This is a genomic window from Sinorhizobium numidicum, assembly GCF_029892045.1.
Taxonomy (GTDB): Bacteria; Pseudomonadota; Alphaproteobacteria; order Rhizobiales; family Rhizobiaceae; genus Sinorhizobium; species Sinorhizobium numidicum.
This window is the reverse complement of sequence record NZ_CP120368.1, coordinates 1,651,575-1,678,368: the sequence shown is the minus strand read 5'-3', so window position 1 is coordinate 1,678,368 and position 26,794 is coordinate 1,651,575. Positions and strand designations below refer to the sequence as shown.

The following is a 26,794-nucleotide window of genomic DNA, read 5'->3' as shown; positions in this document are numbered from 1 at the left end:
CTTGACGACCGAAGAAGATGCCTTCGACGCGGCGCTGTCAGCGCATCAGTCCTGCCGAACGCAGTGCCCTCTCGATCACCGCCTGAATGTCTCCCTGCCTAGCTGGCCGTGATCGGCTGGCTGCCTGAGCTGGTCGGGCGGACCTGGCATAATCAGCTCTTTCCCGTCGACGCTGGAAAGACGGGGTCAGGCCCCACGAGCGGGCTACATGGAGAGTAGAGGAGATTCCTGCGTCCAGCATGTACGGCGCGGTGTGCCCGTAGCCTGATGCGACGTCGAGCGGTGTCCCATGGCCCATTCCCTCTATGAGGTAAAGCTCGATCGCGTCCCTGCCGGATCGGTCTCGCCAAGCCAGCCTTTTGTGTCCGTCGACGGTTTCCACCGACGACGGACTGGATGGCACGCCATGGACGCCGCTCCACTGAGCGATGATCGCATTGGCGTTCGCCTCGGCGACGGTCCTGTCATTCGTGCCGTGCCAGACCGATATCGTCGGCCAGGCACCGGCATGAGGTGATGCCCCGGACAGCCGCTTTTGCAGGTTTTCCGCGTTTGGGATTCCGTGTCCACGCATGCGGTCGAAGGCTTCCGGTACTGATGTAGCAGCGGCATAAGGAAGGCCGGCGATGATCGCGCCGCCGGCGAAAACCTCGGGATAGGCGCAAAGCGCGGCGTTCGCCATCGCGCCGCCCGCCGACAGTCCGGTGATATAAACCCGGCGACGGTCGATGCCGTGTTCGGCGATCATCGTCTCCACCATCTGCCGTATGGAATGGACCTCTCCCTGCCCTCGGCGAACATCGCTGAGGTTGAACCAGTTGAAGCATAAATTGGGGTTGTTGGCGTGGACCTGCTCCGGATAAAGGACCGCGAAACCGAAATCCTCAGCGAGTTCCGACCACCCGGATGCGTGATCATAACCGGCGGCGTTCTGCGTACATCCATGGAGGACCACGACCAACGCCGGCGCTTCGGTCAGGGCCTCAGGAACATGGAACCATGCTTCCAAAGCTGCGGAATTGGGACCCAAGCGTTGGAGCCGAGACAGATTCGAGGTTGCCGCAGTAGCGTGGCCGCTCTTGCCTCTACGAAATCTGGCAAGTCGCTCCAGTGTATCGGCAAGGGATCGCATGTCGCCTCCTCGCTGTCGCCAGCAGGCGATCATGGGTGCTACGCGGCAAGATTGCCTCTTGTTGCTGCACTGCACAATATTCTAGTTCGGCTGCCTTGTCCTTTAAAAATGACGTGCTTTGCACATTTCCGTCGAAACTCGGAGGAATGGACGCTGATTTCGCTAAGACGGCTTGTGAGTAGATTTTCACCTCAGCCTCCTGGCTCTCAATGATTGATGCCGAGGATAAGAAGATCGTTGCTGCTGCGGCGGCAGAGAGAGTACCCTGCTGATGCCGGGCCACCTTGGAGGAAGCCATGCAACCGGAGCAAGTCCGCCTCACCGGCGCAAGGGAAACCCTGCTGATCACGCTCCAAGCCAAGGCAGCCGAAAGCGCCATGCCGGATTCGCTGCTTTGCGACCGCTTCGCCGCAGATGCATTGCGCCGTATCGATCAGGACAGTCGGCACCTTAAGGTTGGTCACGACATGACCATCGGCATCGCGCTGCGCGCCTATATGCTTGATCGCTGGACGCAGGCATTCCTTCAGCGCTGCCCGGAGGCGACTGTTCTCCATCTCGGCTGTGGCCTCGACAGTCGCATCTTCCGGATAGATCCGGGGCCGGGAGTTCGCTGGTTCGAACTGGATTTCCCCGATGTCATCTCCTTGCGTCAGCAGATCTACCCCGACCGTGCGGACTGCACGATGATTGCCGGCTCGATCCTCGAGCACGGGTGGATTGCGAAACTTCCCGCCGACAGGCCGGCCATGATCGTCGCCGAGGGCGTTCTGCCTTATCTGAAGGAATACCAGGTTTCGCAGGTTCTGCGGCGGATCGCCGGTCACTTTCCCTCGGGCGAGATAGCCTTCGATGCCTATAGCAGCTTCGCAATCCGACTGCTGCGCTTCAATCCGGCGATCCGCGCCACCGGTGCCTGTCTCCATTGGGCGCTCGACGACCCGGCAGAGGTAGAGCGGCGGGTACCGAGGCTAAAGCTCATCGAGGATCGTTCGGATTGGGACATCGGACAGGTGGCGCGGATGTCACCGCCCGCCCAAATCGCGCTGCAGCTCTTCAGCACCATCCTGACACCCTATCGTATGGGGCGCCTAGTTCGATATGGCTTCTGAGACATTCGCACCATAAGCCAGACAGCGCCACGCGCCTCCCGAACGCTGACGAGTTTTCGGGATGAGAGCTCTTCTGCGGAAGTTGATGTGACCGTCCTACAGCGCAAGGCGGCCCGAACCTGCCCTTCGAGGCCCACTTATGGAAGTCCCGAAAAGCCTGACTTGCACAGACCTGAGAAGCAGCGCACCATCATAAATAGTAAAACTTCCGTCTTCTGCCCCGATCAAGGACACTTCGTTATTCCCCGTCGGCGATCGGCATTAATCGGCATCAACGACTGCGGCGGCAAGGCTGAATGGAGTTTCGCGATGGAGACGTGTGACAGATCAGTTTTGGCCGCAGACCGCGCGACGGAAGCAGGGTCGGCCAACTCGATAGCGGCTCAATCGGCGCTGCCATTGGAAGACGAGGGCTCGGACGGCGAAGCATTCCGGGCGATCGATCGGATGCGTGAGGCTCTGAGTGCAATGGCGACGGGAGGTCTTTCACCTGCCGCATTGGTGCTCGCCTTTTTCGACTGGTCGATCCACCTCGCATCGGCTCCGGGCAAGCGCATGGAACTTGCCGATAAGGCAGGGCAGAATTGGGGCCTTCTGCTGACTTACATGGCTGCAGCCGCCACGCGTCCGGACGCGCCGCCCTGCATCGAGGCGCTGCCGGGAGACAACCGGTTCCGCGCGGAGTGCTGGCAAAGGCAACCCTACACAGTCTGGGCGCAGGCTTTCTTGCTGTGCCAGCAATGGTGGCACAATGTTACGCGCAACGTCCCCGGCATGACACCGCACCACGAGGACGTCGTCTCCTTCACCGCGCGCCAGTGGCTGGACGTGTTCTCGCCGTCCAACATTCCCTTCGCCAACCCGGAAGTGATCCACAAGGCAATGGAGACGGGCGGGGCGAACTTCTCGCAGGGATTCCGCAACTGGCTCGAAGACGTCGGCCGGCTGGCCATGAGGCAACCCCCGGTCGGTACGGAAGCGTTCCGCGTAGGTCGCGACATCGCGGCCACGCCTGGAAAGGTCGTCTACCGAAACCACCTGATCGAGCTGATCCAGTATGCGCCCGCGACGGAGGAGGTCCTGGCCGAGCCGATCCTGATCGTGCCGGCCTGGATCATGAAATACTACATCCTCGACCTTTCACCGCATAATTCCCTGATCCGCTATCTCGTCGCGCGGGGCCACACCGTTTTCTGCATTTCCTGGCGCAATCCGACCGCGAAGGACCGAGACCTCACTCTCGACGATTACCGGCGGTTGGGAATCGTGGCCGCGCTTGATGCCGTCAGCGCCATCGTTCCTGAACGCAAGATCCACGCAACGGGCTACTGTCTAGGAGGGACGCTTCTAGCGATCGCGGCGGCCGCGATGGCGCGCACCGAAGACCAGCGATTGGCTTCGGTTACGCTGTTTGCCGCCCAGACGGACTTCTCCGAACCTGGCGAACTGGCGCTGTTCATCGATCATAGCCAGCTGCATTTTCTGGACAGCATGATGTGGCATAGTGGCTGTCTTTCCGCCGATCAGATGGCGGGGGCATTTCAACTGCTGCGCACCAACGATCTCGTGTGGTCGCGACTCGTCCACGACTACCTGATCGGTGAACGCAAGCCGATGACCGATCTCATGGCGTGGAACGCGGACCCGACCCATATGCCCTACAGGATGCATGCGGAATATCTGCAGCGCCTCTATCTCGACAACGAACTTGCCGCCGGCCGTTTCATCGTTGACGGACGCCCGGCTCACCTCCAGAACATCCGCGTTCCCATGTTCGTCGTCGGGACGGAGCGAGACCATGTCGCACCGTGGCATTCCGTCTACAAGATACATTATCTCACCGACACCGACGTCACTTTTGTGCTGACAAGCGGGGGCCACAATGCCGGCATCGTCTCCGAGCCAGACCATCCCGGGAGAGCTTTTCGCATCGCATTGACACGTGAGATCGAGTCGAGCGCCAGTGCGGAGGAATGGATCGCGGCAGCCACATCGAAGGACGGCTCATGGTGGCCGGACTGGGTCGAGTGGCTCGCCGGCCATTCAGCGCCGGAACGGCTGGCACCTCCGGTCATCGGCGCCCCCAAAAAAGGCTATCCCCCGATCGATGATGCGCCCGGCACTTATGTGCATCAGCGGTAAAGCCATTTTCAGGGGGGGGGTGGGCCGGCACCGCCTAAAGGCAATCGAAGCTTAGTCGCGTCGGCCGCAGTTGCGACCGTGTCATTTTTTGCGGTCCAGTGGATACATTATGCGACTTCGAAGCACATAACGAGAACATGTGATCGGGACGGGATTGCACTTTGCGCTTTGCGCCAAAGGCGATCTCGGGAGAATGTCGAATCGGACCGAAATCATCCGCATTTAATCAAACGACTTCTGTCCACCGGCGCCGGGTTGTTACGAGGTGCTCGCGAGCGGCCGGGGCGCACTTGTTTCAAGCCGGGACTCATCCGAGCCGATCAACATCCTGTTGCCTCGCCAATCGGCGCTGCCCGCAAGCCAACTGCGAACCCATATTATCGGGAGCAATGCATCGCGCGTGAACATGGCGATGAGCGACCGTGGGGAAGCGTGCCAGTTCTTCCGATACGCGAGGGCGATTTCCGGTAAGTAGGTAGCGCTTACGACAAAACCGGCGATGGCCAACACGCTGTGACCTGCAACGATAGCGGCGATCACCGACAGCAGAAGTGGCGGCATCACGCCAAGCAGGACTTCTGGCGAGAAGAAGTGAGGAAAGGTCACGCGTCGCAACCTCGCCCAACGGCACTGCCGAGCCCAGACCTCTCGAAATGTCCTGGTACCGAGCGGCTGTTCGAACGGCGATGAAACCAGGTGCACTTTCAAGCCGAGATTTCTCACGAGTTTCGTTGCGGCCGCATCCTCGGCGATCTGCGACGCCAGCGCCTGAATGCCGCCATGGGCATTCAGCATGCTTTTACGCCAGAGCATGCTTTTGCCCTGCGCGAACCCGAATCCAAGGGCTTCGCCGGCGTATTGCCAGCGCGCTTGGTGGGCGTTGAGGAACGAACATTCAACCTCCGCCCAAAATCCATACGGGCGGGAACCGAGCGGGGTCGAGCATACCAGCCCAGTATCCGACCGCCACGCTGCCATCAGACGAATGAGATAATCGGTCGGCATAAGGACGTTCGAGTCGGCGAGAACCACCCATTCATGCGAAGCCGCATTCCAACCTTTCACGCAGTTGTTCAGCTTGGGATTGGCGCTGATCAGGTCGTCACCGACAAGAATTTTTGTGGGAATGGCTGGGTAGCGCTCGCGCCCTTCCCTGATCAAGGGGATCACCGCATCCTTTGCGTCAGCTACGCAGAAGATGACTTCGTAGTCCGGCCAATCCAAGCGAAACGCGCTCTCGAGCGTTTCTCGGGAAAATTTCTCGAGGCCGCAGAGCGGGATCACGACAGAGACAGGAGGTCGATGCATCGTCCTAGGCTGAGGGCCCAGATGAGGCCAGATACGCCAGCCCGCAATCATCAGGCTCAACACATTGATGGCCAGGAATGCACCGGCGGCGGCGAACAAATACAGCATCATTTACCCAGCGACGAGCCGCGCCGCCATTCTAACGAACTTAGGCACCCGGATAACCATCACCGAAAGATGACATGCCTATGACACCTGACGCCTAAGACAAAAGCCAGGAGCAGATCCCCAGAAGGCGGATGAAGAGCAGTCGTCCCGAACTCGACCTCTTAGGCCCTGTTGTGTCGAGGTGACTGCTTTGAGCCCAACAGCCGACCTTCAAACCCCTTCGCCTTGAGGAGCTTCGAACTCAAGACCAGCAGCTTGTCTTGGCACGCGAAAAATATGGCGGCACCGCCACAAAGATATCGGCTGAAGTTGTACGCCGCAGGAAGGCGACTAGACGTCGACTGTCCTTGCCGCGACCGAGATGCTGGATAGCGTCGACGCTCGCCCCTGCGCTTCGCATTCTCCGGAAGGGTTTGTCGGAACCAACCCGGGAAGCTCGGGTTTGGCTTGTAATGGCCTGTCCTGCGGAAACCCCTGCGGTTGGAGTTTAAAATCGAAGGACGAGGAGGATGAGGCGTACACTAGCTGGAAAATCTGTTGCGGCGTTGGTGCTGGCCCTTACGGCCTTGAATGCGTCGCCAGGTCTGTCTCAGCAGGCCGAAGGTGTTGAGAATGGTCGCTGCCGCGTCGACCCGGGCGTAGATGGCGATCAGAAATCCTACGCGGACAAGCTCGATGAATGCAACGGAGTCCTAGAGCCGCCTGCGATCGGCGATAGTGAAATTGTCGAGCCGGCGCCGAACGAGGGAAAAACACCGGTGATCCGCCCGGAGGAGTTGCCTCCGCAACAGAGCTCAAAGCCCTGACGAGATCGACATTTGCCACGAACTTGAAACGACGGAGTTGGCCATGTTGCGAGCAGTCATTTTCTTCGCATTGGCGATGGTGCTCATCGCTCTGCGACACGAGGCGGTCGGGGCGCAAGACACGCCGCGGACGCTCGACACCGAAAGCGGTCCCGTTAATGTGGAAGTCTTCGCGAATGGTCTTGAGCATCCCTGGGGCGCTGCGCTTCTGCCGGACGGCGACATGCTTGTGACCGAACGTCCCGGTCGGCTGCGCCTTGTTTCGGCCGACGGAACCATCGGCGAACCGATCGAAGGGGTCCCGGATGTGTTCGCACAAGGTCAGGGCGGACTTCTCGATATTGTCCTTGATCCGGAATTCGCGAGCAACCGGACCATCTATCTTTCCTTTGCCGAGGAGCGCGAAGGCGGCGCGGCCACCTCGGTCGGGCGCGGCCAGTTGAACGAGGACGCTACCGCCATATCAGATTTCGAGGTGATCTTCCGGCAGGAACCGGCGGTTTCGGGCGAAAACCATTTCGGCTCCCGGCTGGCTTTCGCGCCGGACGGTACGCTGTTCGTGACTCTCGGAGAGCGCTTCCAAATGCGGCAGGCCCAGGATCCGGCCAACCATCTCGGGACGATCGTCCACCTCAACCCTGATGGATCGATTCCGAGGGACAATCCCTTCATCGACCAGGAAGGCGCCGACGAGGTCTGGTCCTATGGCCACCGCAACGTTCAAGGGGCGGCCATCCATCCCGAGACGGGCGTACTTTGGGTGGCAGAGATGGGCCCGAGGGGCGGAGACGAATTGAACATCCCGAAGGCCGGCGAGAATTATGGCTGGCCTGTGGTCAGTTGGGGCCGCCACTATTCGGGCGAGGAAATCCCCGATCCGCCAACCCGGTCTGAATTTGCCGGCTCCATCCACAGCTGGACACCCGTGATTTCACCCTCCGGCATGACCTTCTATACCGGCGACATGTTCTCTGAATGGCAGGGCGATCTCCTGATCGGTGGCCTGTCGGCCGAAGGAATCGTCCGAGTGGAGACGGACACACAGGAGGTGACCAACGAGGAGGTTCTTTCCCTGGGAGCCCGGATTCGCGATGTCCTCCAAGCCTCCGATGGCTCGGTACTCGCGCTCACCGACGAGGCATCCGGCATGATATTGCGTTTGAAGCCGGCGAAAAGCTAACGCCGGTGCGGACGGATCGCCGGCGTTCCTGCCACGGGCCACGGTGCCGACGGATACCGCTGGTGCCGCTACTGCGCCTTTGCGACGAGATCTCGCGGAACACAGCGGCGTCGCGTAGAGCGACAGCTCGGCCGGCATCGCCGTCCTCCTCGCTGAGCGCGAGGACAAGGCGCACTGGATTGCCTTCGGGCGTGCCTGCCAGCGCTTCGCGCTGTCCGCGACGGGGCTCGGCCTCAAGCACGCCTTCGTCAACCAGCCGGTCGATGTGGCGCGGCTGAGGCCTGAACTCGCAGCGTTGCTGGGCGAGCCCCCCACCCTCGTGCGCGAACCGATTCTCGGCGATGCCTTCGTACATGCCGAGCAAAGCAGTCGCCACCTCGTAGGGGATGGCGTCACCGGCCAGGATGGCTGCGCGCTGCTGCGGCGGAACGAATGCCGGGAACACCGGACAGCCGAGAGCATCGGCGAAGGCCGATGCTACGTCGCCGGCGCTCCAATCTTCCGGTCCGCTCAGTTCGACGATCCGCTTGCCGGTCCAGTCCTCGCGAAGCAGCGCTGCGGCCGTGCGCCCGACATCGCTCGTGCTCACCGTCGGAATACGCTGATCGGGTTCGAGGAAGGTCGGCAGCACCCCTTCCGAGATGGCGATCCCAGCGACCTCGCCCCAGGTCTCAACAAAGTAACCCGATCGTAGGAAGGCGGTTGCAGGCGCTACATGATCCAACAGCCTCTCAATCTGATGGAGAGTCGTTATGACGCCCGTGCCCGAAGCGTGTTGCGCGCCGATCGATGACAGGACGACCACCTTTGGCACGCGCCCGCGTCTTACCGCCTTGGCGAGTGCGGTGCCGATCTCAACGGTCCGCGCATAGGGATCTCCGCTCACCGGCGGCGGATTGAGGAGAAACGCTCCCAACGCGCCGTCCAGGGCTTCAGCGATGGAGTCGGCGTCATCGATATCCGCTATGGCTACGTCCGCGCCGAGTGACCTCCACTTTTCGCCATGTTCAGGGCGACGCACGACGACGCGCACGGCCTCGCCGCATTCTATGAGGGCGTGGGCCGTTTCACCGCCGGCTCGCCCATTTGCTCCTAGCACCACGTACATGACTTCCTCCGTCTCAAATTCGCCCGCGCGAGAATAGGAGCAGAGCTTCCCATGCGTCCAATGCATGAGGTACATAGTCAGCATGCGCCAAGTGGATTTACGAAAGATCGACATCAACCTCCTCGTGGCGCTGGACGCGCTGATCGAGGAGAAGAACGTCACACGCGCGGCCCATCGGCTCGGCATGAGCCAGCCGGCCGCAAGCCGGGCATTGGGACGATTGCGGACGCTGTTTGCGGATGCGCTCCTTGCCGACGGACCCGGCGGCTACGTGCTTAGCGCCCGTGCCGAAGAAGTGCGTCCAATGCTACGCAGAATGCTGGCCGGCATCGGCGAGATGCTGGAGGCGAGCCCGTTCAATCCTGCGACGGCAACGGGCCAAATTCGGCTCCTGATGCCCGATCTTCAGGCCGCCGTGATTGTGCCGCGTCTGCTCGCGCGCGTTGCAGGCGAAGCGCCGTCCCTCGATTTCGACATCGTCGCGCCGGGCGCGAACGGGATCGAAGCGCTGGAGGACAATGCGGCGGATGCCATGGTGGCACTGGTCGACGAAGCGCCGGCCGGCATCCGCCGCCGCCACCTTTATGATGAGGAGTTGGTAACACTCATGCGCGCTGAACATCCGGCCGCGGCCGGGAAACTCACGCTCGACCGCTTCCTAGCGCTTGAACATATCGTGGTGAGCGTTCCCGGCCTAGGGCCGGCGCCCGTCGATGAAGCCCTTGCCCGTCTGGGGCGGAGGCGACGGGTGAAGCTGCGGGTGCCGAACTTCTTCGCGGCGGTGGAGATTGCCGCCCGTGCCGACCTCGTCATGACCCTTCCGTCGAGTCTGGCGCGGACGGCGGCGGACATGAGGCGGTTCGTTTCCCTGGTTCCGCCCCTCGATCTCGGTCACTTTGCCATGAGTCTGGCTTGGCACGCGCGCCACCACGACTCCCCCCGGCATAAGTGGCTCCGAAACACGATCGTCGCGGCGGCGACCGAAATGACCGCAGGGGAGCTTTGACGGGACTTAAATCACGCAGCCGAAGAGAGCGATGGACACGATTGAGTTTTGGTACGAGTTAACCTCCAGTTGCTCCTACCTGGCCGCAATGCGTGCCGACGAGACAGGCGCCGCCCGAGGACGGAAGCTGGAATCGCGGCCCTTTCTGCTGGGGCCGATGTTCGCGGCTCGGGGCCTGTCCACGTCCCCGTTCAACGTCTATCCTCTCAAGGGTGCATACATGTGGCGCGATATCGAACGGATCGCTGCTACGCGGAATCTTCCGCTTCGCAGGCCGGAAGCTTTTCCATAGCACACAGTCCTAGCGAGCCGCCTCGCCGCGCCAATCGTAATGGTGCTTGAGTCACACTTGTCTTCTACTCCGAGAGGACAGGTCAGGTTCGACCCGAACCTCCGTTAGACCGGATGCACATCGTCGGTCGCTGCCGGCGTAAACCGTCGAGAGCCCGCGGTAGAGCGCAACGAGAGAGGCTCGACTGAGATTTGAAAAACGTCAGAGCTACTCAGCGGCCGTCGCCGCAACCGCGTCGTCTTTACCGGGGCGGATCTTCGGCCAGAGGCTTTCCGTCACCGCCATTAGGGAGGCCGTTCCGGCCGCGATCCACGGAGTCCCCGATCCATCACGGGTGCCGATACGGACCTGGAGACCTGCCTCGCGGGCGAGTACCGCGCCGCCGGCGATGTCCCACATGGTCGTGATCTTCTGGAGGTGACCGTCAAAGATGCCACGTGCGGCGAAAGCGAGCGACACGGATGTTGAGCGCAGCGCCTCGACCACCCAGTCGGCGCGGCGAAGGCCGACGTTGAGCGCACTTGGAGCCCAAATACCGGACATGTCGACCGCACGCGGACTCTGCCGCAAGCCGAGTCTCTTCACACGCGCAGAACCACACAACCATAGGGCCCCAGGACCAGCCCGCCGTCGACCGGATTGCCCGAAAGGAGGTCCGTTCCAGCGGGGACAGAGCTCAACTCTACCGGTTCTGCGTCACAATTCAGCAGGAAAAGCAGCTTTCTGTCTTCCGCTTCCCTCAGGACGACCTCTACGGCAGGCGGCAAGTCCGGGACCAGCGGCTGGATATCCGCGCCGAGGACATGGTCCACCAATCCTTCGACGAGGGACTGGGTCAGATAGGTTCCGACGTAGCAGGCCCGGCCTTTGCCGACCTTCCGGCTCGTCACCGCTGCCCTGCCGCTCGCGAAGCGGTTCGACCAGTGCCCCAGAACCTCCACGTCTTCGTCGAGCGCGAGAAGCTCGTAAAGGTGTGCGGCCCCGTGCTCCCGGTTGCCCAGGGTGAAACGATAACGCCGCGACGCCGAACTGGACGGCAGGCGCTTCCCCGGGTTGTGAAAGCCGAACTCGGTTCCATGAAGCCCGAACAGACCGTCGGCACCCGGTTCTGCCACCCGGCCGAACTCCTCGACGCGCACGCCGCAGAGCTTCGAAAGCCCTGGGCCGGGCGCGAGGTCCGTCGGTATGTGGTTGTTTTCATCGCGGGTGCCGCTCATGGCGCCGACGATCAGGGTTCCGCCGTTGCGGACGAAGGTCTCGACGTTCTCGTTCCACTCCGGCTTCCACATCACCCAGTGCGGCACGTAGAGGACCTTGATCCGGGAGAGGTCGTCCCCGGGATGGATGAAGCCGCAGGCGATGCCCTTCGAATAGCAGTACCGATGGAGCAGCGTGCCGTCCTCAAGGGGGCTCGGCATGCCCATCGGATAGGTCCTGTAGGCCTCCTGGTTGTCGAAGTCGGCTCCCGCAATCGCGACGTCCATGCGCACGGTGGTGCCGAGGAGGTCCTGCTTGATCCTGCCGATGTCCTCGGCGAACTGCTTTGCTTCCTGATACCGGCGGCGAGGCACATCGTCGTGGTCGATCACGCCCATCCAGTAGATTTCCGCGCCGAAGTGCGCCGGGCGCCAGCGGAAGAACAGGAGGCCGTCGGCACCACGCGCGACGGAGCTCAGCGCCATCCGGCGCATCTCGCCCGGTTCGGGCGTCATGGTCGAGAAACCCGGCTGACTGCCGAAACCGGATGCCTGCTCAGGCACAATGAAGTTGCCGGAACAGGCGCGGCAGACGTCGAGATGCAATGCTTGAGTGGCGGGATGACCGCCCGCCCGGCGCATCTCGTCATAGAGCATCGGGTAGATGTCGAAGCCGAGAAAGTCGAGATCCTGACCGAACTGGCCGCGGAAGTCGATGTCGTCGAGCCGTCCGAGATTGTGGAAGATGAACCATTCGGGATTGGCCCGGCGCAGGATTTCAACCTGGTCATGCTGGAAGGCCGCCGTCGCATGGGCGAGGAAGCGATGGTAGTCCTGCATGTGCCCAGGCGCGACAAATCCCGGATTGTCCTTCCTCGGGATGGTGATCTGATCGAAACTGTCATAGGCAAGCGCCCAGAAGTTTCCGCCCCAGGCGAAGTTGAGCTTGTCAATCGCCTCATATCGATCGTGAAGATAGCGGCGGAACTCGCGCTCGCTCGCTTCGGAATAGGAGGTCGAAGCGGTCGTGTTCAACTCATTGTCGGTCTGCCAGCCGATGACGTTCGGACTATCCGCATAATGGCGCGCTAAGGCCTCCGTGATGCGCCGGCTATGCATGCGGTAGACGGGGCTGTTGGTGTCCGCATGCTGGCGGGAACCATGCGTGGCAGTTCGGCCTCTTTCATCGACGCGCAGCACTTCCGGATAGGTTGCGGTCAGCCACCGCGGCGGGGTCGCGGTCGGCGTACAGAAGATGGTCTTCAGGCCTTCCGAGGCGAGCACGCCGATGGCCCGATCGAACAGCGAAAAGTCGAACACCCCTTCCCTCGGCTCCATCAGATGCCAGGCGAATTCGCCAAGGCGGACCACGTTGAACCCCGCAGCCGCAATGCGCTCTGCATCGCGCAGCCAATAGCTCTCGTCGACATGCTCCGGATAATGCGGCACGCCGAGCAGGAAATCGTCCAGGTTGAGGGTGCGCCAGACCGAGAGCGGCGCCGGAGGGGTACGCTTCATGATTTTGTCCTTGCTTAGATTTTCGCGACGGCCTTGCGAGGCGTGATGGTTGTGCCGTCAGCGGCGAAGAGGTAAGCGTCGGCGGGATCGAAGCCGAGCGACACCGCGCTGCCGTTGTGGAAGGGCCTGATATCGGCGATCTGCACGGTGAAGACATTGGTGCCGCTGTCAGATCCGGTGGTGACCAGTCGCCCCGCATCGGCATAGACAATCGTCTCGCGGCCAAGATATTCGGTCAGCCTGACGCTTCCCGCGAAGCGGATCTGCGCTGCCGCATCATCGAGCCGCAGCCTTTCCGGCCGGATGCCCAGGGTGACGGTCTCACCTACGCTCACCTTTCCAACGAGAGCCTCAAACGCCACCTTCAGGCCGCCGGCGCAGACGACCCTCGCAGAGGATCCGCTGACTTCGGTGACCTGGCCGGCCACGAAGTTCATGCGGGGCGCGCCGAGAAAGCCGGCGACGAACATGTTGTCGGGGTTGTTATAGAGATCGAGCGGCGCTCCGACCTGTTCGATCCTGCCCCGGTTCAAGACGACGATCCGGTTCGCCATCGTCATGGCCTCGACCTGGTCGTGCGTGACGTAGATCATGGTCGATCCGAGCTCGGCGTGAAGTGTCGAAAGCTCGACCCGCATCTGCGTTCGCAATGCCGCATCCAGGTTCGACAGCGGTTCATCGAAGAGGAAGACGTCGGGCGACCGTGTGATCGCCCGCCCGATGGCGACGCGCTGCCGCTGGCCGCCCGACAGCTGCTTCGGCTTCTTTTCGAGCTGCTCCTCGAGCCTGAGAACCCTCGCGGCCCTCGCGACAGCCGTGTCGATCTCCGCCTTTGGCCGCTTCGCCATCCTGAGGCCAAACCCCATGTTTTCGGCGACGGTCATGTGCGGATAAAGCGCATAGGACTGGAACACCATCGCGATACCGCGGTCGCCGGGCTCGAGCCTGGTGACGTCCCGCCCCTTGATGAGGAGCGTTCCAGCGCTCGTGGTCTCAAGACCCGCGATCGTCTTCAGCAGCGTCGACTTTCCGCAGCCGGACGGGCCGACCATGACCACGAACTCGCCTTCCGCGATGGTCAGGTTGACGTCCTTCAGGGCATGGAAGCCGCCATAGTGTTTCTCGATGTCGATCAGTTCAACGCTCGTCATGTGAAGGATTCCTTGAGTTACGCCTCAACCCTTAACCGCACCGACCGTCAGGCCGGCGATGAAGTGGCGCTGCATGAGGAAGAACATCACGACCGGCGGGATCGCGACCAGGATCGTTGCCGCGGCCACCAGATTCCATGCGGACACCCATTCGCCGCGAAGATTGTTCAGCCCCGCGGTCACCGGCTTCACCGCGTCGCTCTGGGTCAGCACGATCGCCCAGAAATAGTCGTTCCAGACGAAGGTGAATGTCAGGATCGCAAGCGCCGCGAGGGCGGGCCGGATCAACGGAAGCACCACATGCCACAGCGTCTGCCACGGCGAAGCACCTTCCGCTCGGGCCGCCTGGAACAGTTCGTCCGGCAGTGCCGCTATAAAGTTGCGCATGAAAAGCGTCGCGAAACCGGTCTGGAAGGCGATGTGAAAGACGATCAGCGCGTAGTAGGTGTCGTAGAGCCCGATCGAGACCATGAGGTCGCGGACCGGGATCATCATGATCTGCGCCGGCAGGAAGTTGCCGCCAACGAACAGCGCGAACATCAGGTTCGCGCCGCGGAAACGGTATCGCGAGAGGACATAGCCGGTGAGCGTCGACAGGACGAGCACGCCGACGACGGAGGGCAGCGTCACGATCAGGCTGTTGAGAAAGTATCGCGCCATGGCGGTCTGCGTGAAGACCGCCATGTAATTTTCGATGAAGTTGAAGCTCTTCGGCCAACCCCAATAATTGCCCGCCATCACCTCCTCGAACGACCTGAGCGACGTCGCCATGACCGCCATCAGCGGCACGAGCCAGAGAGCGAGGATCAGCACGACCATCGACGCATATGCAAACCGCCGGACGGGAGCGTCTTCAGCTATGGGCCTTGGATACATCAGACGCCCTCCCGTTCAGGCTTGAGAAGGGTGCGCAGATACCAGGCGATGAAGACCGCCATGATCACGAAGAGCACGGTGGCAATCGCGGCTCCGTAACCGAACCGGTAGGAGAAGATCGATTGCTCGTACATTTGGTAGGCGAGGACCGTCGAAGAGCCGAAGGGGCCGCCGGACGTCATCACCGCCACCATGTCGAAGGACCGCAATGCGCCAATGACCGTTACCGCGAGCGCAATGAAGCTGACTTCGCGCAGTTGCGGCAGGATCACGTGTATCAGCATGGGCCATCCGCGCGCACCATCGACCCGTCCCGCCCCGATGAGGTCTTCGCTCAAGTTGTTCAGGCCCGCCAGGAAGAGCACGAGGCAAAAGGCGACCTGCGGCCAGAGCGCCGCCACGACGACTGCGAAGGTGACGAGATGCTCATCCGAAAGCAGCGCCGGGGCCGTCGCGCCGAAATAGCTGAAGATGAGCGACAGCAGGCCGAAGGTGGGATCATAGACCCAAGTAAAGACGACGCCGACGGTGATAGACGCCAGCACCAGGGGCACGAAGAACAGCGACTTCATGACCCGCATGCCGCGAATCGGTTGATTGAGCAGCAGCGCCAGCGCCAGGCCCAGCGGCGGCGCAAGCATGAACATGGCAAGCCAGATCAGGTTGTTCTTCAGCGACACGTGGAACTGCGGATCGTCCAGCAACTGCGCATAGTTCGCCAGCCCCACCCATTGTTTTGCTCCGACGCCGTCCCAGTCGAAGAAGGACACCCAGATGGTCTCCGCGGACGCCAAGATGATCACGACCCCAAACAGCAAAGCTCCGGGCATGATGAACAGGGTCGGGGCTATCCAATGCCGATGGTTTCGCCAGAAGGTAGACATTTAAGATCACTCACGAAGGCTTCGAAAGCTGGCCTCACTGACCGGAAGCAGGCAGGACCACAGGTCTGTGCTGCGGCCCTGCCCTGTTGCGGTCTGCTCTTGGGAGAGGAGAGCGGCCGCGCGAGGCTCAGGCCTTGAAGATGCGCTTGCGCGTCGTTTCGAGGCGCTCGAGGATCTGGTCGCGCCGGTCAGGCTTGGCCATGAACTCCTGGAAGCCCTTCAGGCCTTCTTGCGCCATGTCGGGGTCGGTGTCGCGGTCGTAGTATTGCGCGGAGCCTTCGACGGTCTTCAGGGACTCGACCGCCGCATTGACGAGCGGGTCCTTGCTCGGCGGGCAGTCATTGCGCGGCGGAACCGCACTCTCCGTCTCAAGGAAAGCGGAGAGATTCTCGGGCTTGTAGAAGAAAGCAAGGAAATCGCGCGCGTTTTCCTTGTTCTTGGCGTTCTTCGGAACGTGGATCGAATTAAGCGCGAAATCCTCGTAACGCGACATGCCCTGGATGATCTCGGGGAATGGGGCGAATGCGATCTGGTCCTGCTGGTCTTCCGGGAAGCCGTATTTGATGAAGCCTGCGAGATCCATCATGGCGGCCTTCTTCTGGGCAAGCGCGGCCGCTGCCTGTTCCCAGCCGAAGGACGTTCCGTTCGGGCTGAACAGCCCGGCATTGATCAGTTCTGCCCACTTGTCGAAGACCGGAAGCATTGCGGGGTCGGTGTAGGACATCTTACCGTCCATCAGCGCCATATGCTTGTCGAGGCCGTTGATGCGCAGGTTCATGTGGTCGAACCAACCGGCCGCTGGCCACATCTCCTTCGTTCCCATGCTGACGGGGATCATACCGGCCGACTTGGCCTGCTCGCCGAGCGCAAGCAGGCCTTCAATCGTCTTGGGCGGCGCCCAGCCTTTGTCCTCGAAGACGTCCTTGCGGTAGAAGAGACCCCAGAGGAGACCGCCAAGCGGAAGGCCGTAATGCCTTCCGTCAACTGTGACTGCGCCCGCCGCGGGGCCGAGCACGTTGTTGTAGTTCTCGCGCTCGAACAGATCGGAGATGTCGTCGAAAAGGTCGCGCTTGACGAAGGTCTTCATGCGGTTGCCCGAAAACCAGAAGCAGATGTCCGGCGCACCCACGACGAGATAGCTGCGGATGGCGGTCTTGTGCGCCTCGTGATCCATGTTGTTGATGGCCACCTTGACGCCGCTCTCCTGCGCGTAGGCGCTCGCGATCCGCTGGAGCACCTCGCGCTGCGAGGCGTTGCCAATGTTGGAGATGATCGTCAGTTCCTTGCTCTGCGCGATGGCCGGAGCGCCGAGCGTCATTCCCGCAAGCGCTGTCCCCGCGCCGATGAGGAACTGGCGACGCGACGCCGGGGCGCGAGTGACCAGCTTGATGATATCGTTGGATGCCATTCCATATTCTCCCAGGACAAAGCTCCGCCACGCCCGGGCGAGCAGCGCCCAGGCCTCTTGGAAAAAGAAATTTTGCGATCATGCGGAGTTCGGGAAATTGGCGCTCCGCACACTCCTCCTCATTGCCAACGGAGAAAAGCTAGCCTAACTTCGGATCAGGAACAATAGTTAATTTAAGAAATAAACTAACTAGGAGACGCAGCGTTGAAAGGGAATGCGAGCACGTCGCGCGCGCTGAACAGGCGGCTGATCTTGAATCTGCTGCGCAACCGCGGACCCGTATCGAGAGCCGAACTCGCCTCGGTGACGGGTCTCAGCCCTGCAGCCGTCACGTTCGTCGTCACAGAACTGATGGATGAGGCGTTGGTGGTGGAACGGGAGGCGGTCGCGAGCTCGAACGGTCGCCGGCCCATACCGATGGATATCAACTACGAGGCCCACCTGGCATTGGGCTTCAAGCTCAACCGCAGCAGCATCGACTGCGTGCTCACCGACCTCGCCACTTCGCCCCTTTCCACATTGCAGGCGACCGTTGGCGATACCAGTCCGGAGGGCATGATCGAGGCAATCCGGGGCGCCATTCCGCGCCTTCTGGCGGGGGCCGCGCGTGACGAGAAGGACATCATGGGGATCGGCGTATCCATCCCCGGCGAGGTGGACCCGAGGAACGGCGTCTGTCTCCAGAGCCCGCGCTTTGGCTGGCGTGATCTTCCCTTCGCGGAAATGCTGGCGGAGCGAGTGCATGCCCCCGTCTGGATAGACGACGACGTCAACGCCTTCGCGATCGCGCAAAAGCTGTTCGGCGCCGGCCGCAACCACCGCAATTTCGCGGCCCTTGCGATCGGCGCCGGGATCGGCTGCTCTCTGGTGCTGAATGGCGATATCTACCACGGAAGCAACAGCGCGGCCGGCAAGCTCGGGCACATCACCTCCGTGCCCGACGGGGAACTCTGCGAATGCGGCCGGCGCGGATGCCTCATGGCACACGCCGCCGAGCCATACATGATTGCCGAATGGGGACGCAGGAGAGGCGTCGAACCTACAAGAGACGACTTCGTCGCTTCCGCCGCCGCCGGCGACGAAGACGCCTTGGAGATCCTGGAGAACGCGGGATCGCGCATCGGCAGACACCTGGCGGACCTGGTCAACCTGTTCGATCCCGAAGTGATCGTCGTCGGAGGCGAAGCCGTCCAGTTCGGCGACGCCCTCCTCGACCCGCTCAAGCGATCAATGGACCAGTTTCTGTTTTTCTCCAAGCCCGAGATACAGACGGACTGGGTGCCCAGTTCCTGGGCGAGAGGCGCCGCAGCCTTGGCAACACAAGGCATATTTGACTTCGAGCGCCTGCCCAGCGGTTGAGTTTCGTTCATCTCGCATGGTTGCTTTGCGTCCAACGAGCAATAGAGTCCACTCCCTCGCCCGTCGAGATCAGTGGGCCGACGCAGGGAACGCTCATCAGGCGCCGGCAATTGGCCTCGTTCTGGCTGATCTCCTCGATCTCTCGGCTGACAGTCTCGATGCGCTCGTCGAGCCAGAGCCAGTCCTCGTAGAGACCGACAATCAGATCGTGCATCCGGGGCGAGAGCTCGTCCTCACGGTTCTTCAATATCGCGAACAGCGAATTGCGCAGTGCCCTTGCACCCGGCCTGACGGCAATGCCCTGCTCAATGAGGAAGGCGCGGATCTGATTGATCGTCGCCGTGCGCCGGGAGACCAGTCGCGACCGAACACGATGGCAGGCCTGAAGATCAAGCTGATCCTGGCCTTGCTCGCCCTACGGCGCAATTTGGCCTCGAAGCGGTCCTCTGTCCTGATAATCCGAAGCTGCCGCTAAGGGTGGTGGTAAACGGACACAGCAGCGTCAGTTCGAGCCGGACTCGCATGCTACAAAAGCGGTCACTGGTGCGAAGTCGCTTGCCATCAAACATCTCTAGTCGGATCGCGCGAAATGCAGCGGAACCCCACATGGCACGTCGAAGTGTCGACGGGCTGCGCCATCCGGGCCGCCGGACGGTAGCGCCGGCAATAGTTCGGGGCGCAAAGATGTGAGCCGCCTTTCATGACCTTTCGCGGGATTCTAATGTGCGGTTGGAGCGGATCGAGGCTGTCGGCTTGGTCCGCGCCCTTCGGGTTGGAGATCGTGCAGCACGGGCTGTCGATCCTGCCATGTTCCTGATACCAGTCGGAGGTCCACTCCCAGACATTGCCAGCCATGTCGAAAAGGCCGTAGCCATTCGCTGGAAAGGCGGCGACAGGCGAGGTTCTCTCGTAGCCGTCTTCGCGGAGGTTCTGCCAGGGGAATTCGCCCTGCCAGGTGTTGGCCATCTGCCTGCCACCGGGTGTCAGTTCATCACCCCAGACATAGTCTGCCGCTTCGAGCCCGCCGCGCGCCGCAAACTCCCACTCGGCCTCGGTGGGCAGCTCCTTTTTCGCCCAGGTGGCATAGGTTTCCGCATCCTCGTAGGCCACATGGACCACCGGATGATCCTGCAGGCGCTTGATCGAGCTTGCTGGTCCATAAGGATGCCGCCAGTTCGCGCCTCTGACGTAGGCCCACCAGTTGTAGTGATTGCGGAGATCGACACGCGCCTTGGTCCTGCTGAACACCACGGAGGACGGCAGCAGCATATCCGGCTTCGCACCCGGATAATCTGCGGGATCGACGGGCCGCTCAGCCACGGTGACATAGCCGGTCGCCTCGACGAATGCCGCAAAATCGCGATTGGTGACCGGACAGACGTCGATCCAGAAGCCAGTCACCGCCACCTTGTGTGCCGGCGCCTCTTCGGGATAGTGCCTGTCCGATCCCATGAGGAATGTGCCGCCGGGAATCCACACCATCGCTCGGTCGATGGAGGGTCTCGATGAAGCATCTGCGCGGCTTAGTTCGGCAAGCTTTGACATGACCTTTCGTTTCCTCGTTCCATGCAGGGTTCGGGCCATGTCCCGAGATCACGGTTCGAACGCGAACACCTTTCTCCAGTCGGTCTTCATGTCGACAACCGTCCAGTTCATGATCCCGGCTTCGTCCAGGCCTTTGTCCAGCCGGCCGATCGACGAGGCCCTGTCATAAGCCCATTCTCGGTCCCCGTCGGTGTGACGGACGAAAAGGCAAAATCGTGGGCCGGGAGGCCTGCACGTCCATTGCAGCATCTGAAGATCGCCGTCGGAATTGCCGAACGCCGCTATCGGTCTACGGCCGATGTGCTGGTGGATGCCTACCGGCTTGCCAGCCTTGTCGTCGATGAAGTTGACTTCGGCCAGCCGCATCAGCAAGGGCGTTCCGTCGCGCATTTCGAACTTGGTCTTGCCGCTGCTGCCGATCACCTGCTCGGGTGGAATGCCATAAACTTCTTCGCTGAAAACGCGCATGAAATCGATCCCGCCACCAGAGACGATGTAAGTCTTGAAACCGTTGGCGCGCAGGTAGGCCAGCACCTCCAGCATCGGCTGGTAGACCATCTTCGTGTAGAGCTGCCCGGTTTTCGGATGCTTGGCGCTGGCAGTCCAGTCGCGGACGATCTGTTCAAACTCCTCGGTGGTCATGCCCGAATGAGTGGCCATTACGATCTGCATGATTGCCGTTCCGCCGCCTGAGAGCGCCCCCTTCAGGTCACCCTTCAGCAGCGAGGCAAACGGCTCCTGCGAGGCCCATTCGGGATGTTGAGGGGCGAGCACCTTCACACGGTGAAGTGCGAACAGGAGCTGAAAGTACATCGGCTGCTCGGCCCACAAGGTGCCATCATTGTCAAAGACGGCGATACGCTCCGGGACAGGTACGAAATCCGCCGAACCTTGAGCGGTCACGCGCTCGACGAACGAGACTATCGACTGCTTGGCCCTGCCTTCATTCCAGGAGGGAAGCGCATCTGCGCCTTGGGCAGATGAAGCGAATACCAGCAGAATGATGGGCAACAGGTAGCTCTTTGCAACACGAATGAAATAGGTCATGGCCTGATCTCCTTACGGTTGTCAGCGGCAGGCATGCCATGGGGTGACGTCACTCCTTCGCGATATTTGCCGATCCGTCGTGATGAAGGCCGTCGCGATACTCGAACAGCAGGTCCCAGAGCCGGCCTTCGCCAAGTGCAACGGCGAATTCCCTCGAAGCCAGATAGGGGATCAGTATGAGCAGCATGATCACGCTCGTCGCGAGCATCTCGGGCAGCTTGCCGCCTCCAATTTCCGCGAGTGTGACGGCGATCGTTCTGCCGTTGCTGAGCCCGATGATCGCTTCCTCAATGATGGAAAGAACGATGAGCAGAAGAAGGTAGAGCACTGCTTTGTAGGCGATGACGGAAACGAGCCGCAGCCGTCCATATCGTTCACCCAATTTGACTGCGTGCCCGAGAAGAATGAACTTCCCCAGGATCAGCGCCTTGATAACCGGGACGCCGAATGCAGAGAAATGCACCCCCTGACTGCCAAGTATCGCCATCTTGTAGAGGACGAGCGCGCCGAAGCAGACATACAGATACGCGGATAGGAGGGCATATTCCTTCAGCTCGCGCTTCGCCCGCTGGGCAATCGTCGCAGTCGAATGGGCTTCCGTCATGAGTCTGCCTCCCGTTCGCCCTGGAGGTCGCGCCCGCTGCCTGCCTGGCGCGACCTTGGAATGATTTCAGAAAACAATCAGTGTTTCCCTGCCTCCTGCAGCTTCGCCAGCACCTCGTTCAGCGCGAAACTGCCGGGCTTTTGCCGCGGCGGGAAATCGACGTAGGTCTGCAGGTGCCGGGCCACAAAGGCCTGCGCCGGTACGAGCGCAAAGGCATGCTCGACGCGCCATCTGGCGTAGTCGCCGGCGACGTGCTGGGCCATCTCGAAAGGATCAGCGCGCAAGTCTATAAGCTTGGGGAAGCGCAGCGTTATCAACGGGTCCTGCCACACATCGAGACCTTCGGCCCGCTGCTCCATAAACACGATCTTCCAGCGGTCATAGCGCAGCCCGGCGAGATTGCCGTCGTCGGTCCAATAAAAGTATTCCTTGCGCGAACTTTGCCCAGTGCCGGCGAGGAGCTCCCGCTGATTGTACCCGTCGAGATGGACCTTGAATGTTTTCCCTGCCGCCTCATAGCCCGCCAGCAGCTTCTCCTTGACGTTCGGCTCCCCTGCCGCGGCCACCAATGTCGGCACCCAGTCTTCGTGAGAGACGATGTCGTTGATTTCCGTGCCGGGCTTGATGACCCCCGGCCAGCGAATGACCCCAGGAACTCGGTAGCCGCCTTCCCAGTTGGTGTTCTTCTCCCCATGAAACGGCGTGGAGCCGCCGTCCGGCCACGAAAAGAGCTCCGCGCCATTGTCGGTCGTCCACAGTACGATGGTGTTGTCGGCGATGCCCAAGTCATCCAGTTGCTTCAGAAGCTGGCCGACCATGCCGTCGAATTCCGTCATCCCGTCGGCCACCAAACCGAGGCCGGTCTTGCCTTGCGACTCCGGCTTCAGATGCGTGTAGATATGCATGCGGGTCGCATTGAACCAGCAGAAAAACGGCTTTCCGGCCTTCTGGTTCTTATCGATGAAATTCATCGCGGCGCCCAGGAATTCCGCATCCACGGTCTCCATGCGCCTTTTGTCGAGAGGTCCGGTGTCCTCAATTTTCTGCTTGCCTACCCTGCCAAAGCGCGGGTCTTCAGTCGGGTCATCCGTGTCGCTTGCCACGCATCTAAGCACGCCGCGCGGCCCGAACTTGGCGCGGAACTGCGGGTCCTTCGGGTAGTCCGGATTTTCCGGCTCTTCCTCGGCATTGAGGTGATAGAGATTGCCGAAGAACTCATCGAATCCATGAACCGTAGGCAGGAACTCATTGCGGTCGCCCAGATGGTTCTTGCCAAACTGGCCGGTCGCGTAGCCATGCGGCTTGAGCAGTTCGGCGAGCGTCGGATCCTTGTCCGAGAGGCCTTCCTTGGCACCTGGCAGGCCGACCTTGAGCAAGCCGGTACGGAAGCAGCTTTGCCCGGTAATGAACGCGGCGCGTCCCGCCGTGCACGACTGTTGGGCGTAAAGGTCAGTGAAGATCGCCCCTTCGTCGGCAATGCGATCGATATTGGGCGTCTGATATCCCATCTGGCCGCGGTTGTAGGCGCTCGTGTTCCACCAGCCGATGTCGTCGCCGAAGATGACCAGGATATTCGGCTTGGGACCTGGTGCTTGCGCTTTCGCACTCCCGCTGGTTATCGGCCCCAGTGCCGTTAGGGCAAGCAGGGATCCGCCCGCCAGAAGAATGTCACGCCGGCTTGGATGGTGGCGCGGATTTGCTTGCTTGTCGCTCATCTTTCTTCTCCCTGACTGGTTTGAACGAATGCGCGGACATGCCGACGGCAAGCCCTCTGACGTCCGGGCCGCTTGGGCCGGAACACGCCCTCAATGAATGCGGATTTGTCGACGCTCTCCCTTCATGGCGCCCCGGATTTTCAGCGGGAATTCTATGGAGTATTGCTCGCGGCGCTATTGTACTTTGGGGAAGATACCTCCTAAGCGCGTAGACCAGCCTAGCAATGATAAGGACGATCCAACGTTCAATCGGTTGCATTCCCCGCGAGTGCCTCATTGATGGCGGTAATCAACGAGGCGGCGGGAAACGGCTTGCGAAGATAGGCGACGCAACCCACCCTACGTGCCTCCAGTTCGAGCGCATCGTCGTCGACTGCCGTGATGAAAATGACTGGGAGCCTGCAATGCGCGGGTTTCAGCCGGTGTCGCAACTCGATGCCCGACATGCCGTCAAGGTGGATGTCGAGCACGAGGCAGCCAATCTCCGTGGCCTTAGGGTCGCTGAGGAAGGCTTCGGCCGACGAGTATCCCTCGGTCGTCAAACCATGTGCGTTCAGCAGCCGCTCGACACTTGTTCGCATGCTCGGATTGTCTTCCACGACAGCAACCGTGCGTGGTCGTTTGTCCAAGGTGTTGCCTCTCCAAGCCGGCTGGCCGCGGAATACGGCCCGAAAGGCATTAGGAGGCAAAATCGCGGTGTCGCCTATTGTCCTTAGGGGAAGACGGATGTGATTGGATGGCTGGCACTTCAGTCATGTGGTTTTTTCAAGCCTTCCCAGCCTTTCCGCCATCGACACGACCTCGGCCAGAGAACGGGCGCCGAGCTTTTCCATGACGTTGTGCCGATGTGCCTTGACGGTTCGCTCGGATGTGCTGAGCTCATAGGCGATCTGCTTGTTGCGCTTGCCGCGGACGATCAGGTCGAAGACCTGTGATTCCCGCGGTGTGAGGCTGGCGATGCGCATGTGAAAGGCCTGGACGCGATCTTGCTCCAGCCGTCTCGTCTCACAAAGCTGCAGCGCCCGTTCAACGGCCTCAAGCAACGCCGCGCTCGAGGCCGGCTTTTCGAGAAAGTCATGGGCGCCGGCCTTCATCGCCCGCACAGTGGTCCCGATATCGCCACGGCCGGTCAGGAATACGATAGGCAGGAGAGGCGCCAGGTCGGCAAGACGAGCCTGCAGCTCCAAGCCGGACAGGCCAGGCATCTGCAAGTCGAGCAGAATGCAGCCATGTCCACTTGGTAGGCGCGCCAGTAACTCTTCCCCCGATGCATAGGACGCGACGTGGAAGCCTGAAGCCTCCAGCATTCGCCCCACCGCCGTGCGGAACGATTTGTCGTCATCGACGATGTGAACGGTCGGGTTCACTGATTCACCCCGGTCGCGCAAGGGGTAGGACAAAGCGAAATACAGCACCGCCCTCGGGGCGATTGGCGGCCCAGATCTTGCCGCCATAGATTTCTATTATCACACGGGCAATCGAAAGACCAAGGCCGGTGCCCGCAGGCTTCGTCGTATAGAAAGCATCGAAAATACTGCTGAGCTTGTCGCTCGGAATCCCGGAGCCGGTGTCGGAGATCGACACTTCAACCTTTCCATTTGTCCCGGTCAGCGTCGTTTGAAACACCAAATTCCTCTCGGCGGCCGACGCATGGAGCATGGCGTCCATGGCGTTTGTCGCGAGGTTGAGGATGACTTGCTGGACATGGACCCGATCGGCGCGAACCGGCAACCCCTGTAGTGGCCCCATCGAACTCACGACGACGTTTCGGCGCTCAGCTTCCGGTTTGAGTATGTGAATGGCGCTCTGGATCACATCCTTCAGGTCGAATTCCTGCCAGTCGATCTCGCTTCGCTTCTTCAGCAATCCCCTCATTTGGGCAATGATGTCGCCGGCGCGCTGATCGTCGTCGCGGATATCCGCCAGAATCTGCCTGATCAGCTTCAAGTCGGGTTCTTTGCTTTCAAGCATCACGGCCGCGGTTTCGGCGTTGATGCGGATGGCACCGAGCGGCTGGTTGAGTTCATGGGCGATCGAGGCCGACAGTGCACCGGCAGTTGCCGATTGGTTTAGATGGATAACCTCGAGAAGACGGCGCCGCGCCTGAAACTCCGCGGCTGCCCGTCGACGGCGTTCGAAGACCAACGACACAATGACTAGGCTCTGGGCTGCGACAAAGACGGAAATCGCTATGATCTCCTTCCAATATTCCTCCCACAGTGATCCTTCGTTGAAGGACACAACAGTGCCCGGAGGAAGATCGGCTTCCGAAAGCCCCCAACGCCGCAACTGCCGTGCATCGGCCATGTAGCTTTGCGGCACAGTCACGTCGGTGATCGCGTTGCCGCCAAGGGCGTCGATGGCCAGACCGGCGACGGCGGCCCCCGTGGATTCGAAGGTCGCCGCATTGCCGCCAACGACCCCATGTCCAAGATATGTTGAGTATGGACCATAGACGGGGGCGTTGGCCGCGCTTGCGATCTTCTCCAGCGAATTGCGCGGGACGAAGTTCCGGCCGGTGCGATCACTAAGTACGGTCAAGACGATGACGATCGTGTCTGGCGGAAGAGCTGCCACGTGCTCGGCAAACTCATCGATCGACAATCCGGTGAGATAGGTCGTCTGGATGTTCGGCGGCAGACCGGCTAGGTCCTCCTGCGCTGCGGCTATCCATGCTTTGTCGAATTCCGCGGATCCCGCGATCACCACAAGTTTGCGAGCGTCGGGCTGAAGTCCGATCGCCATCTCGATGGTTTTTCTGATTTCGAATTCCGTCAAGGCGCCGACGACGTCGTCGGGCAAGCGCAATTCCTCGGCAGTCGCACTGCCGAAACCGCCAAAGACGATCTTCGCATTCGGTGCGATCGCATTCCGGTTTGTTACAATGAAGCGGGTTGATTCCTCGCCCAGGGCGATGACCAGGTCCGGACGGCGATTGGTATATTTCTCAGCAAGATACCGCGCCATGCGTTCGACGTGGCGCGTCTCGGGGAATCTGGAAAGGTCGAGGAACTCCGAAAAGAGTTCGATCTTGCCGGCGGTCGCCTCGAGCAGCCGCGTTCTTGTTGCCTCGCCGACGATGTTCGTAGCAGGAATTCGCTCGTCATAGGGGTAGAGGATCAGGACACGCGGAACCGGACCCGCCGCTCCTGCGGAACCCACGCCAGTCGCTGAGAATATTGCGACCAACAGAAGGCAAATGAGGGCGGACGCATTCTCGGGCAAAGGGCTCATGCGGTTCACTGCCGAGACGAGCCAGGAATCAGGGAATTATGCGCCACCAGAGGGCTGGAATAT

The 26,794-nt window shown here is 61.2% G+C and carries 21 protein-coding genes and 4 pseudogenes; 8 read left to right on the top strand and 17 right to left on the bottom strand.

All coding sequences use genetic code 11. The annotated features are described in order from the left end of the window. Positions 1 to 37: 37 nt before the first annotated feature. Entirely contained in the window at positions 38 to 1,132 is a 1,095-nt protein-coding gene (locus PYH37_RS19180; protein ID WP_280733024.1) for an extracellular catalytic domain type 1 short-chain-length polyhydroxyalkanoate depolymerase, read from the bottom strand. A 296-nt stretch (positions 1,133 to 1,428) separates the two neighbouring features. Here PYH37_RS19180 and PYH37_RS19175 point away from each other — a divergent pair, with 296 nt between their 5' ends. Continuing rightward, positions 1,429 to 2,244: a class I SAM-dependent methyltransferase gene (locus PYH37_RS19175; protein WP_280733023.1), complete on the top strand. Its 816-nt coding sequence runs from the start codon at positions 1,429 to 1,431 to the stop codon at positions 2,242 to 2,244. A 309-nt stretch (positions 2,245 to 2,553) separates the two neighbouring features. Continuing rightward, the gene (locus PYH37_RS19170) at positions 2,554 to 4,386 is read left to right on the top strand and encodes a PHA/PHB synthase family protein (RefSeq protein WP_280733022.1); all 1,833 of its coding nucleotides are present in this window, start codon (positions 2,554 to 2,556) and stop codon (positions 4,384 to 4,386) included. A gap of 258 nt (positions 4,387 to 4,644) precedes the next feature. Here the strand turns inward: PYH37_RS19170 and PYH37_RS19165 are convergent, their stop codons facing one another. Further along, positions 4,645 to 5,802: a ceramide glucosyltransferase gene (locus PYH37_RS19165; RefSeq protein WP_280736098.1), complete on the bottom strand. Its 1,158-nt coding sequence runs from the start codon at positions 5,800 to 5,802 to the stop codon at positions 4,645 to 4,647. A 548-nt stretch (positions 5,803 to 6,350) separates the two neighbouring features. Here PYH37_RS19165 and PYH37_RS19160 point away from each other — a divergent pair. From PYH37_RS19160 to PYH37_RS32470, 3 genes and pseudogenes are all read left to right on the top strand, one after another. Continuing rightward, the gene (locus PYH37_RS19160; protein WP_280736097.1) at positions 6,351 to 6,608 is read left to right on the top strand and encodes a hypothetical protein; all 258 of its coding nucleotides are present in this window, start codon (positions 6,351 to 6,353) and stop codon (positions 6,606 to 6,608) included. Positions 6,609 to 6,651: 43 nt separating this feature from the next. Then, complete coding sequence (locus tag PYH37_RS19155) at positions 6,652 to 7,788, top strand: PQQ-dependent sugar dehydrogenase (RefSeq protein WP_280733021.1); 1,137 nt, start codon at positions 6,652 to 6,654, stop codon at positions 7,786 to 7,788. Between the two features lie 124 nt (positions 7,789 to 7,912). Then, a pseudogene (locus PYH37_RS32470) lies at positions 7,913 to 8,092 on the top strand (Acg family FMN-binding oxidoreductase); the annotation flags it as partial. Here the strand turns inward: PYH37_RS32470 and PYH37_RS19145 are convergent. After that, positions 8,033 to 8,896: pseudogene (locus tag PYH37_RS19145) on the bottom strand (NmrA family NAD(P)-binding protein); the annotation flags it as partial. The pseudogenes PYH37_RS32470 and PYH37_RS19145 sit on opposite strands and share 60 nt — an antisense overlap. A gap of 82 nt (positions 8,897 to 8,978) precedes the next feature. Between PYH37_RS19145 and PYH37_RS19140 the strand changes: the two are divergent. Next, positions 8,979 to 9,902 carry a LysR family transcriptional regulator gene (locus PYH37_RS19140; RefSeq protein ID WP_342394677.1) on the top strand — a complete coding sequence of 308 codons (924 nt, stop codon included), beginning with the start codon at positions 8,979 to 8,981 and terminating at the stop codon, positions 9,900 to 9,902. 31 nt (positions 9,903 to 9,933) lie between these two features. Further along, positions 9,934 to 10,194 (top strand): DsbA family protein, encoded by a 261-nt coding sequence (locus PYH37_RS32465; protein ID WP_425336100.1) that lies wholly within the window; start codon positions 9,934 to 9,936, stop codon positions 10,192 to 10,194. A 207-nt stretch (positions 10,195 to 10,401) separates the two neighbouring features. On the opposite strand, the pseudogene PYH37_RS19135 reads toward PYH37_RS32465, so the two are convergent. The 6 genes and pseudogenes from PYH37_RS19135 to PYH37_RS19110 all read right to left on the bottom strand — a co-directional run. Beyond that, positions 10,402 to 10,716, bottom strand: a pseudogene (locus PYH37_RS19135) (hypothetical protein); the annotation flags it as partial. Between the two features lie 59 nt (positions 10,717 to 10,775). Continuing rightward, entirely contained in the window at positions 10,776 to 12,908 is a 2,133-nt protein-coding gene (locus tag PYH37_RS19130) for a beta-galactosidase (RefSeq protein WP_280733018.1), read from the bottom strand. A gap of 14 nt (positions 12,909 to 12,922) precedes the next feature. Continuing rightward, positions 12,923 to 14,059, bottom strand: coding sequence for an ABC transporter ATP-binding protein (locus PYH37_RS19125; RefSeq protein WP_280733017.1), 1,137 nt, complete (start codon positions 14,057 to 14,059; stop codon positions 12,923 to 12,925). Between the two features lie 24 nt (positions 14,060 to 14,083). Next, positions 14,084 to 14,935: a carbohydrate ABC transporter permease gene (locus PYH37_RS19120; protein WP_280733016.1), complete on the bottom strand. Its 852-nt coding sequence runs from the start codon at positions 14,933 to 14,935 to the stop codon at positions 14,084 to 14,086. Beyond that, on the bottom strand, positions 14,935 to 15,819 hold the full coding sequence (locus tag PYH37_RS19115; RefSeq protein ID WP_280733015.1) for a carbohydrate ABC transporter permease: 885 nt from the start codon (positions 15,817 to 15,819) through the stop codon (positions 14,935 to 14,937). Before PYH37_RS19115 ends, PYH37_RS19120 begins: the two co-directional genes overlap by 1 nt. A gap of 127 nt (positions 15,820 to 15,946) precedes the next feature. Further along, complete coding sequence (locus tag PYH37_RS19110) at positions 15,947 to 17,227, bottom strand: ABC transporter substrate-binding protein (RefSeq protein ID WP_280733014.1); 1,281 nt, start codon at positions 17,225 to 17,227, stop codon at positions 15,947 to 15,949. 204 nt (positions 17,228 to 17,431) lie between these two features. Between PYH37_RS19110 and PYH37_RS19105 the strand changes: the two genes are divergently transcribed. Continuing rightward, complete coding sequence (locus tag PYH37_RS19105; RefSeq protein ID WP_280733013.1) at positions 17,432 to 18,586, top strand: ROK family protein; 1,155 nt, start codon at positions 17,432 to 17,434, stop codon at positions 18,584 to 18,586. 61 nt (positions 18,587 to 18,647) lie between these two features. On the opposite strand, the pseudogene PYH37_RS19100 reads toward PYH37_RS19105, so the two are convergent. The 8 genes and pseudogenes from PYH37_RS19100 to PYH37_RS19065 form a co-directional block, all read right to left on the bottom strand. Further along, positions 18,648 to 18,998 (bottom strand): annotated as a pseudogene (locus PYH37_RS19100) (IS110 family transposase); the annotation flags it as partial. Between the two features lie 149 nt (positions 18,999 to 19,147). Beyond that, positions 19,148 to 20,068, bottom strand: a complete 921-nt coding sequence (locus PYH37_RS19095; RefSeq protein WP_280736096.1) for a formylglycine-generating enzyme family protein — start codon at positions 20,066 to 20,068, stop codon at positions 19,148 to 19,150. Positions 20,069 to 20,179: 111 nt separating this feature from the next. Beyond that, positions 20,180 to 21,178, bottom strand: a complete 999-nt coding sequence (locus PYH37_RS19090; RefSeq protein ID WP_280733012.1) for an HAD family hydrolase — start codon at positions 21,176 to 21,178, stop codon at positions 20,180 to 20,182. 49 nt (positions 21,179 to 21,227) lie between these two features. Further along, on the bottom strand, positions 21,228 to 21,782 hold the full coding sequence (locus tag PYH37_RS19085; protein ID WP_280733011.1) for a hypothetical protein: 555 nt from the start codon (positions 21,780 to 21,782) through the stop codon (positions 21,228 to 21,230). A gap of 77 nt (positions 21,783 to 21,859) precedes the next feature. Next, on the bottom strand, positions 21,860 to 23,497 hold the full coding sequence (locus PYH37_RS19080; RefSeq protein WP_280733010.1) for an arylsulfatase: 1,638 nt from the start codon (positions 23,495 to 23,497) through the stop codon (positions 21,860 to 21,862). Between the two features lie 245 nt (positions 23,498 to 23,742). Then, positions 23,743 to 24,126 carry a response regulator transcription factor gene (locus tag PYH37_RS19075; RefSeq protein ID WP_280733009.1) on the bottom strand — a complete coding sequence of 128 codons (384 nt, stop codon included), beginning with the start codon at positions 24,124 to 24,126 and terminating at the stop codon, positions 23,743 to 23,745. A 123-nt stretch (positions 24,127 to 24,249) separates the two neighbouring features. After that, the gene (locus PYH37_RS19070; RefSeq protein WP_280733008.1) at positions 24,250 to 24,864 is read right to left on the bottom strand and encodes a response regulator transcription factor; all 615 of its coding nucleotides are present in this window, start codon (positions 24,862 to 24,864) and stop codon (positions 24,250 to 24,252) included. Between the two features lie 4 nt (positions 24,865 to 24,868). Beyond that, entirely contained in the window at positions 24,869 to 26,731 is a 1,863-nt protein-coding gene (locus PYH37_RS19065; RefSeq protein ID WP_280733007.1) for a sensor histidine kinase, read from the bottom strand. Between the last annotated feature and the right edge of the window lie 63 nt (positions 26,732 to 26,794).

Excerpts from the sequence above, each read along its gene's own strand:
- PYH37_RS19120 (WP_280733016.1), bottom strand. The coding sequence starts at position 14,935 with ATGTATCCAAGGCCCATAGCTGAAGACGCTCCCGTCCGGCGGTTTGCA.
- PYH37_RS19140 (WP_342394677.1), top strand. The coding sequence starts at position 8,979 with ATGCGCCAAGTGGATTTACGAAAGATCGACATCAACCTCCTCGTGGCG.
- PYH37_RS19110 (WP_280733014.1), bottom strand. The coding sequence starts at position 17,227 with ATGGCATCCAACGATATCATCAAGCTGGTCACTCGCGCCCCGGCGTCG.
- PYH37_RS19065 (WP_280733007.1), bottom strand. The coding sequence starts at position 26,731 with ATGAGCCCTTTGCCCGAGAATGCGTCCGCCCTCATTTGCCTTCTGTTG.
- PYH37_RS19165 (WP_280736098.1), bottom strand. The coding sequence starts at position 5,802 with ATGCTGTATTTGTTCGCCGCCGCCGGTGCATTCCTGGCCATCAATGTG.
- PYH37_RS19175 (WP_280733023.1), top strand. The coding sequence starts at position 1,429 with ATGCAACCGGAGCAAGTCCGCCTCACCGGCGCAAGGGAAACCCTGCTG.
- PYH37_RS19090 (WP_280733012.1), bottom strand. The coding sequence starts at position 21,178 with ATGACCTATTTCATTCGTGTTGCAAAGAGCTACCTGTTGCCCATCATT.
- PYH37_RS19115 (WP_280733015.1), bottom strand. The coding sequence starts at position 15,819 with ATGTCTACCTTCTGGCGAAACCATCGGCATTGGATAGCCCCGACCCTG.
- PYH37_RS19130 (WP_280733018.1), bottom strand. The coding sequence starts at position 12,908 with ATGAAGCGTACCCCTCCGGCGCCGCTCTCGGTCTGGCGCACCCTCAAC.
- PYH37_RS19155 (WP_280733021.1), top strand. The coding sequence starts at position 6,652 with ATGTTGCGAGCAGTCATTTTCTTCGCATTGGCGATGGTGCTCATCGCT.
- PYH37_RS19125 (WP_280733017.1), bottom strand. The coding sequence starts at position 14,059 with ATGACGAGCGTTGAACTGATCGACATCGAGAAACACTATGGCGGCTTC.
- PYH37_RS32465 (WP_425336100.1), top strand. The coding sequence starts at position 9,934 with ATGGACACGATTGAGTTTTGGTACGAGTTAACCTCCAGTTGCTCCTAC.
- PYH37_RS19080 (WP_280733010.1), bottom strand. The coding sequence starts at position 23,497 with ATGAGCGACAAGCAAGCAAATCCGCGCCACCATCCAAGCCGGCGTGAC.
- PYH37_RS19085 (WP_280733011.1), bottom strand. The coding sequence starts at position 21,782 with ATGACGGAAGCCCATTCGACTGCGACGATTGCCCAGCGGGCGAAGCGC.
- PYH37_RS19180 (WP_280733024.1), bottom strand. The coding sequence starts at position 1,132 with ATGCGATCCCTTGCCGATACACTGGAGCGACTTGCCAGATTTCGTAGA.
- PYH37_RS19095 (WP_280736096.1), bottom strand. The coding sequence starts at position 20,068 with ATGGTGTGGATTCCCGGCGGCACATTCCTCATGGGATCGGACAGGCAC.
- PYH37_RS19170 (WP_280733022.1), top strand. The coding sequence starts at position 2,554 with ATGGAGACGTGTGACAGATCAGTTTTGGCCGCAGACCGCGCGACGGAA.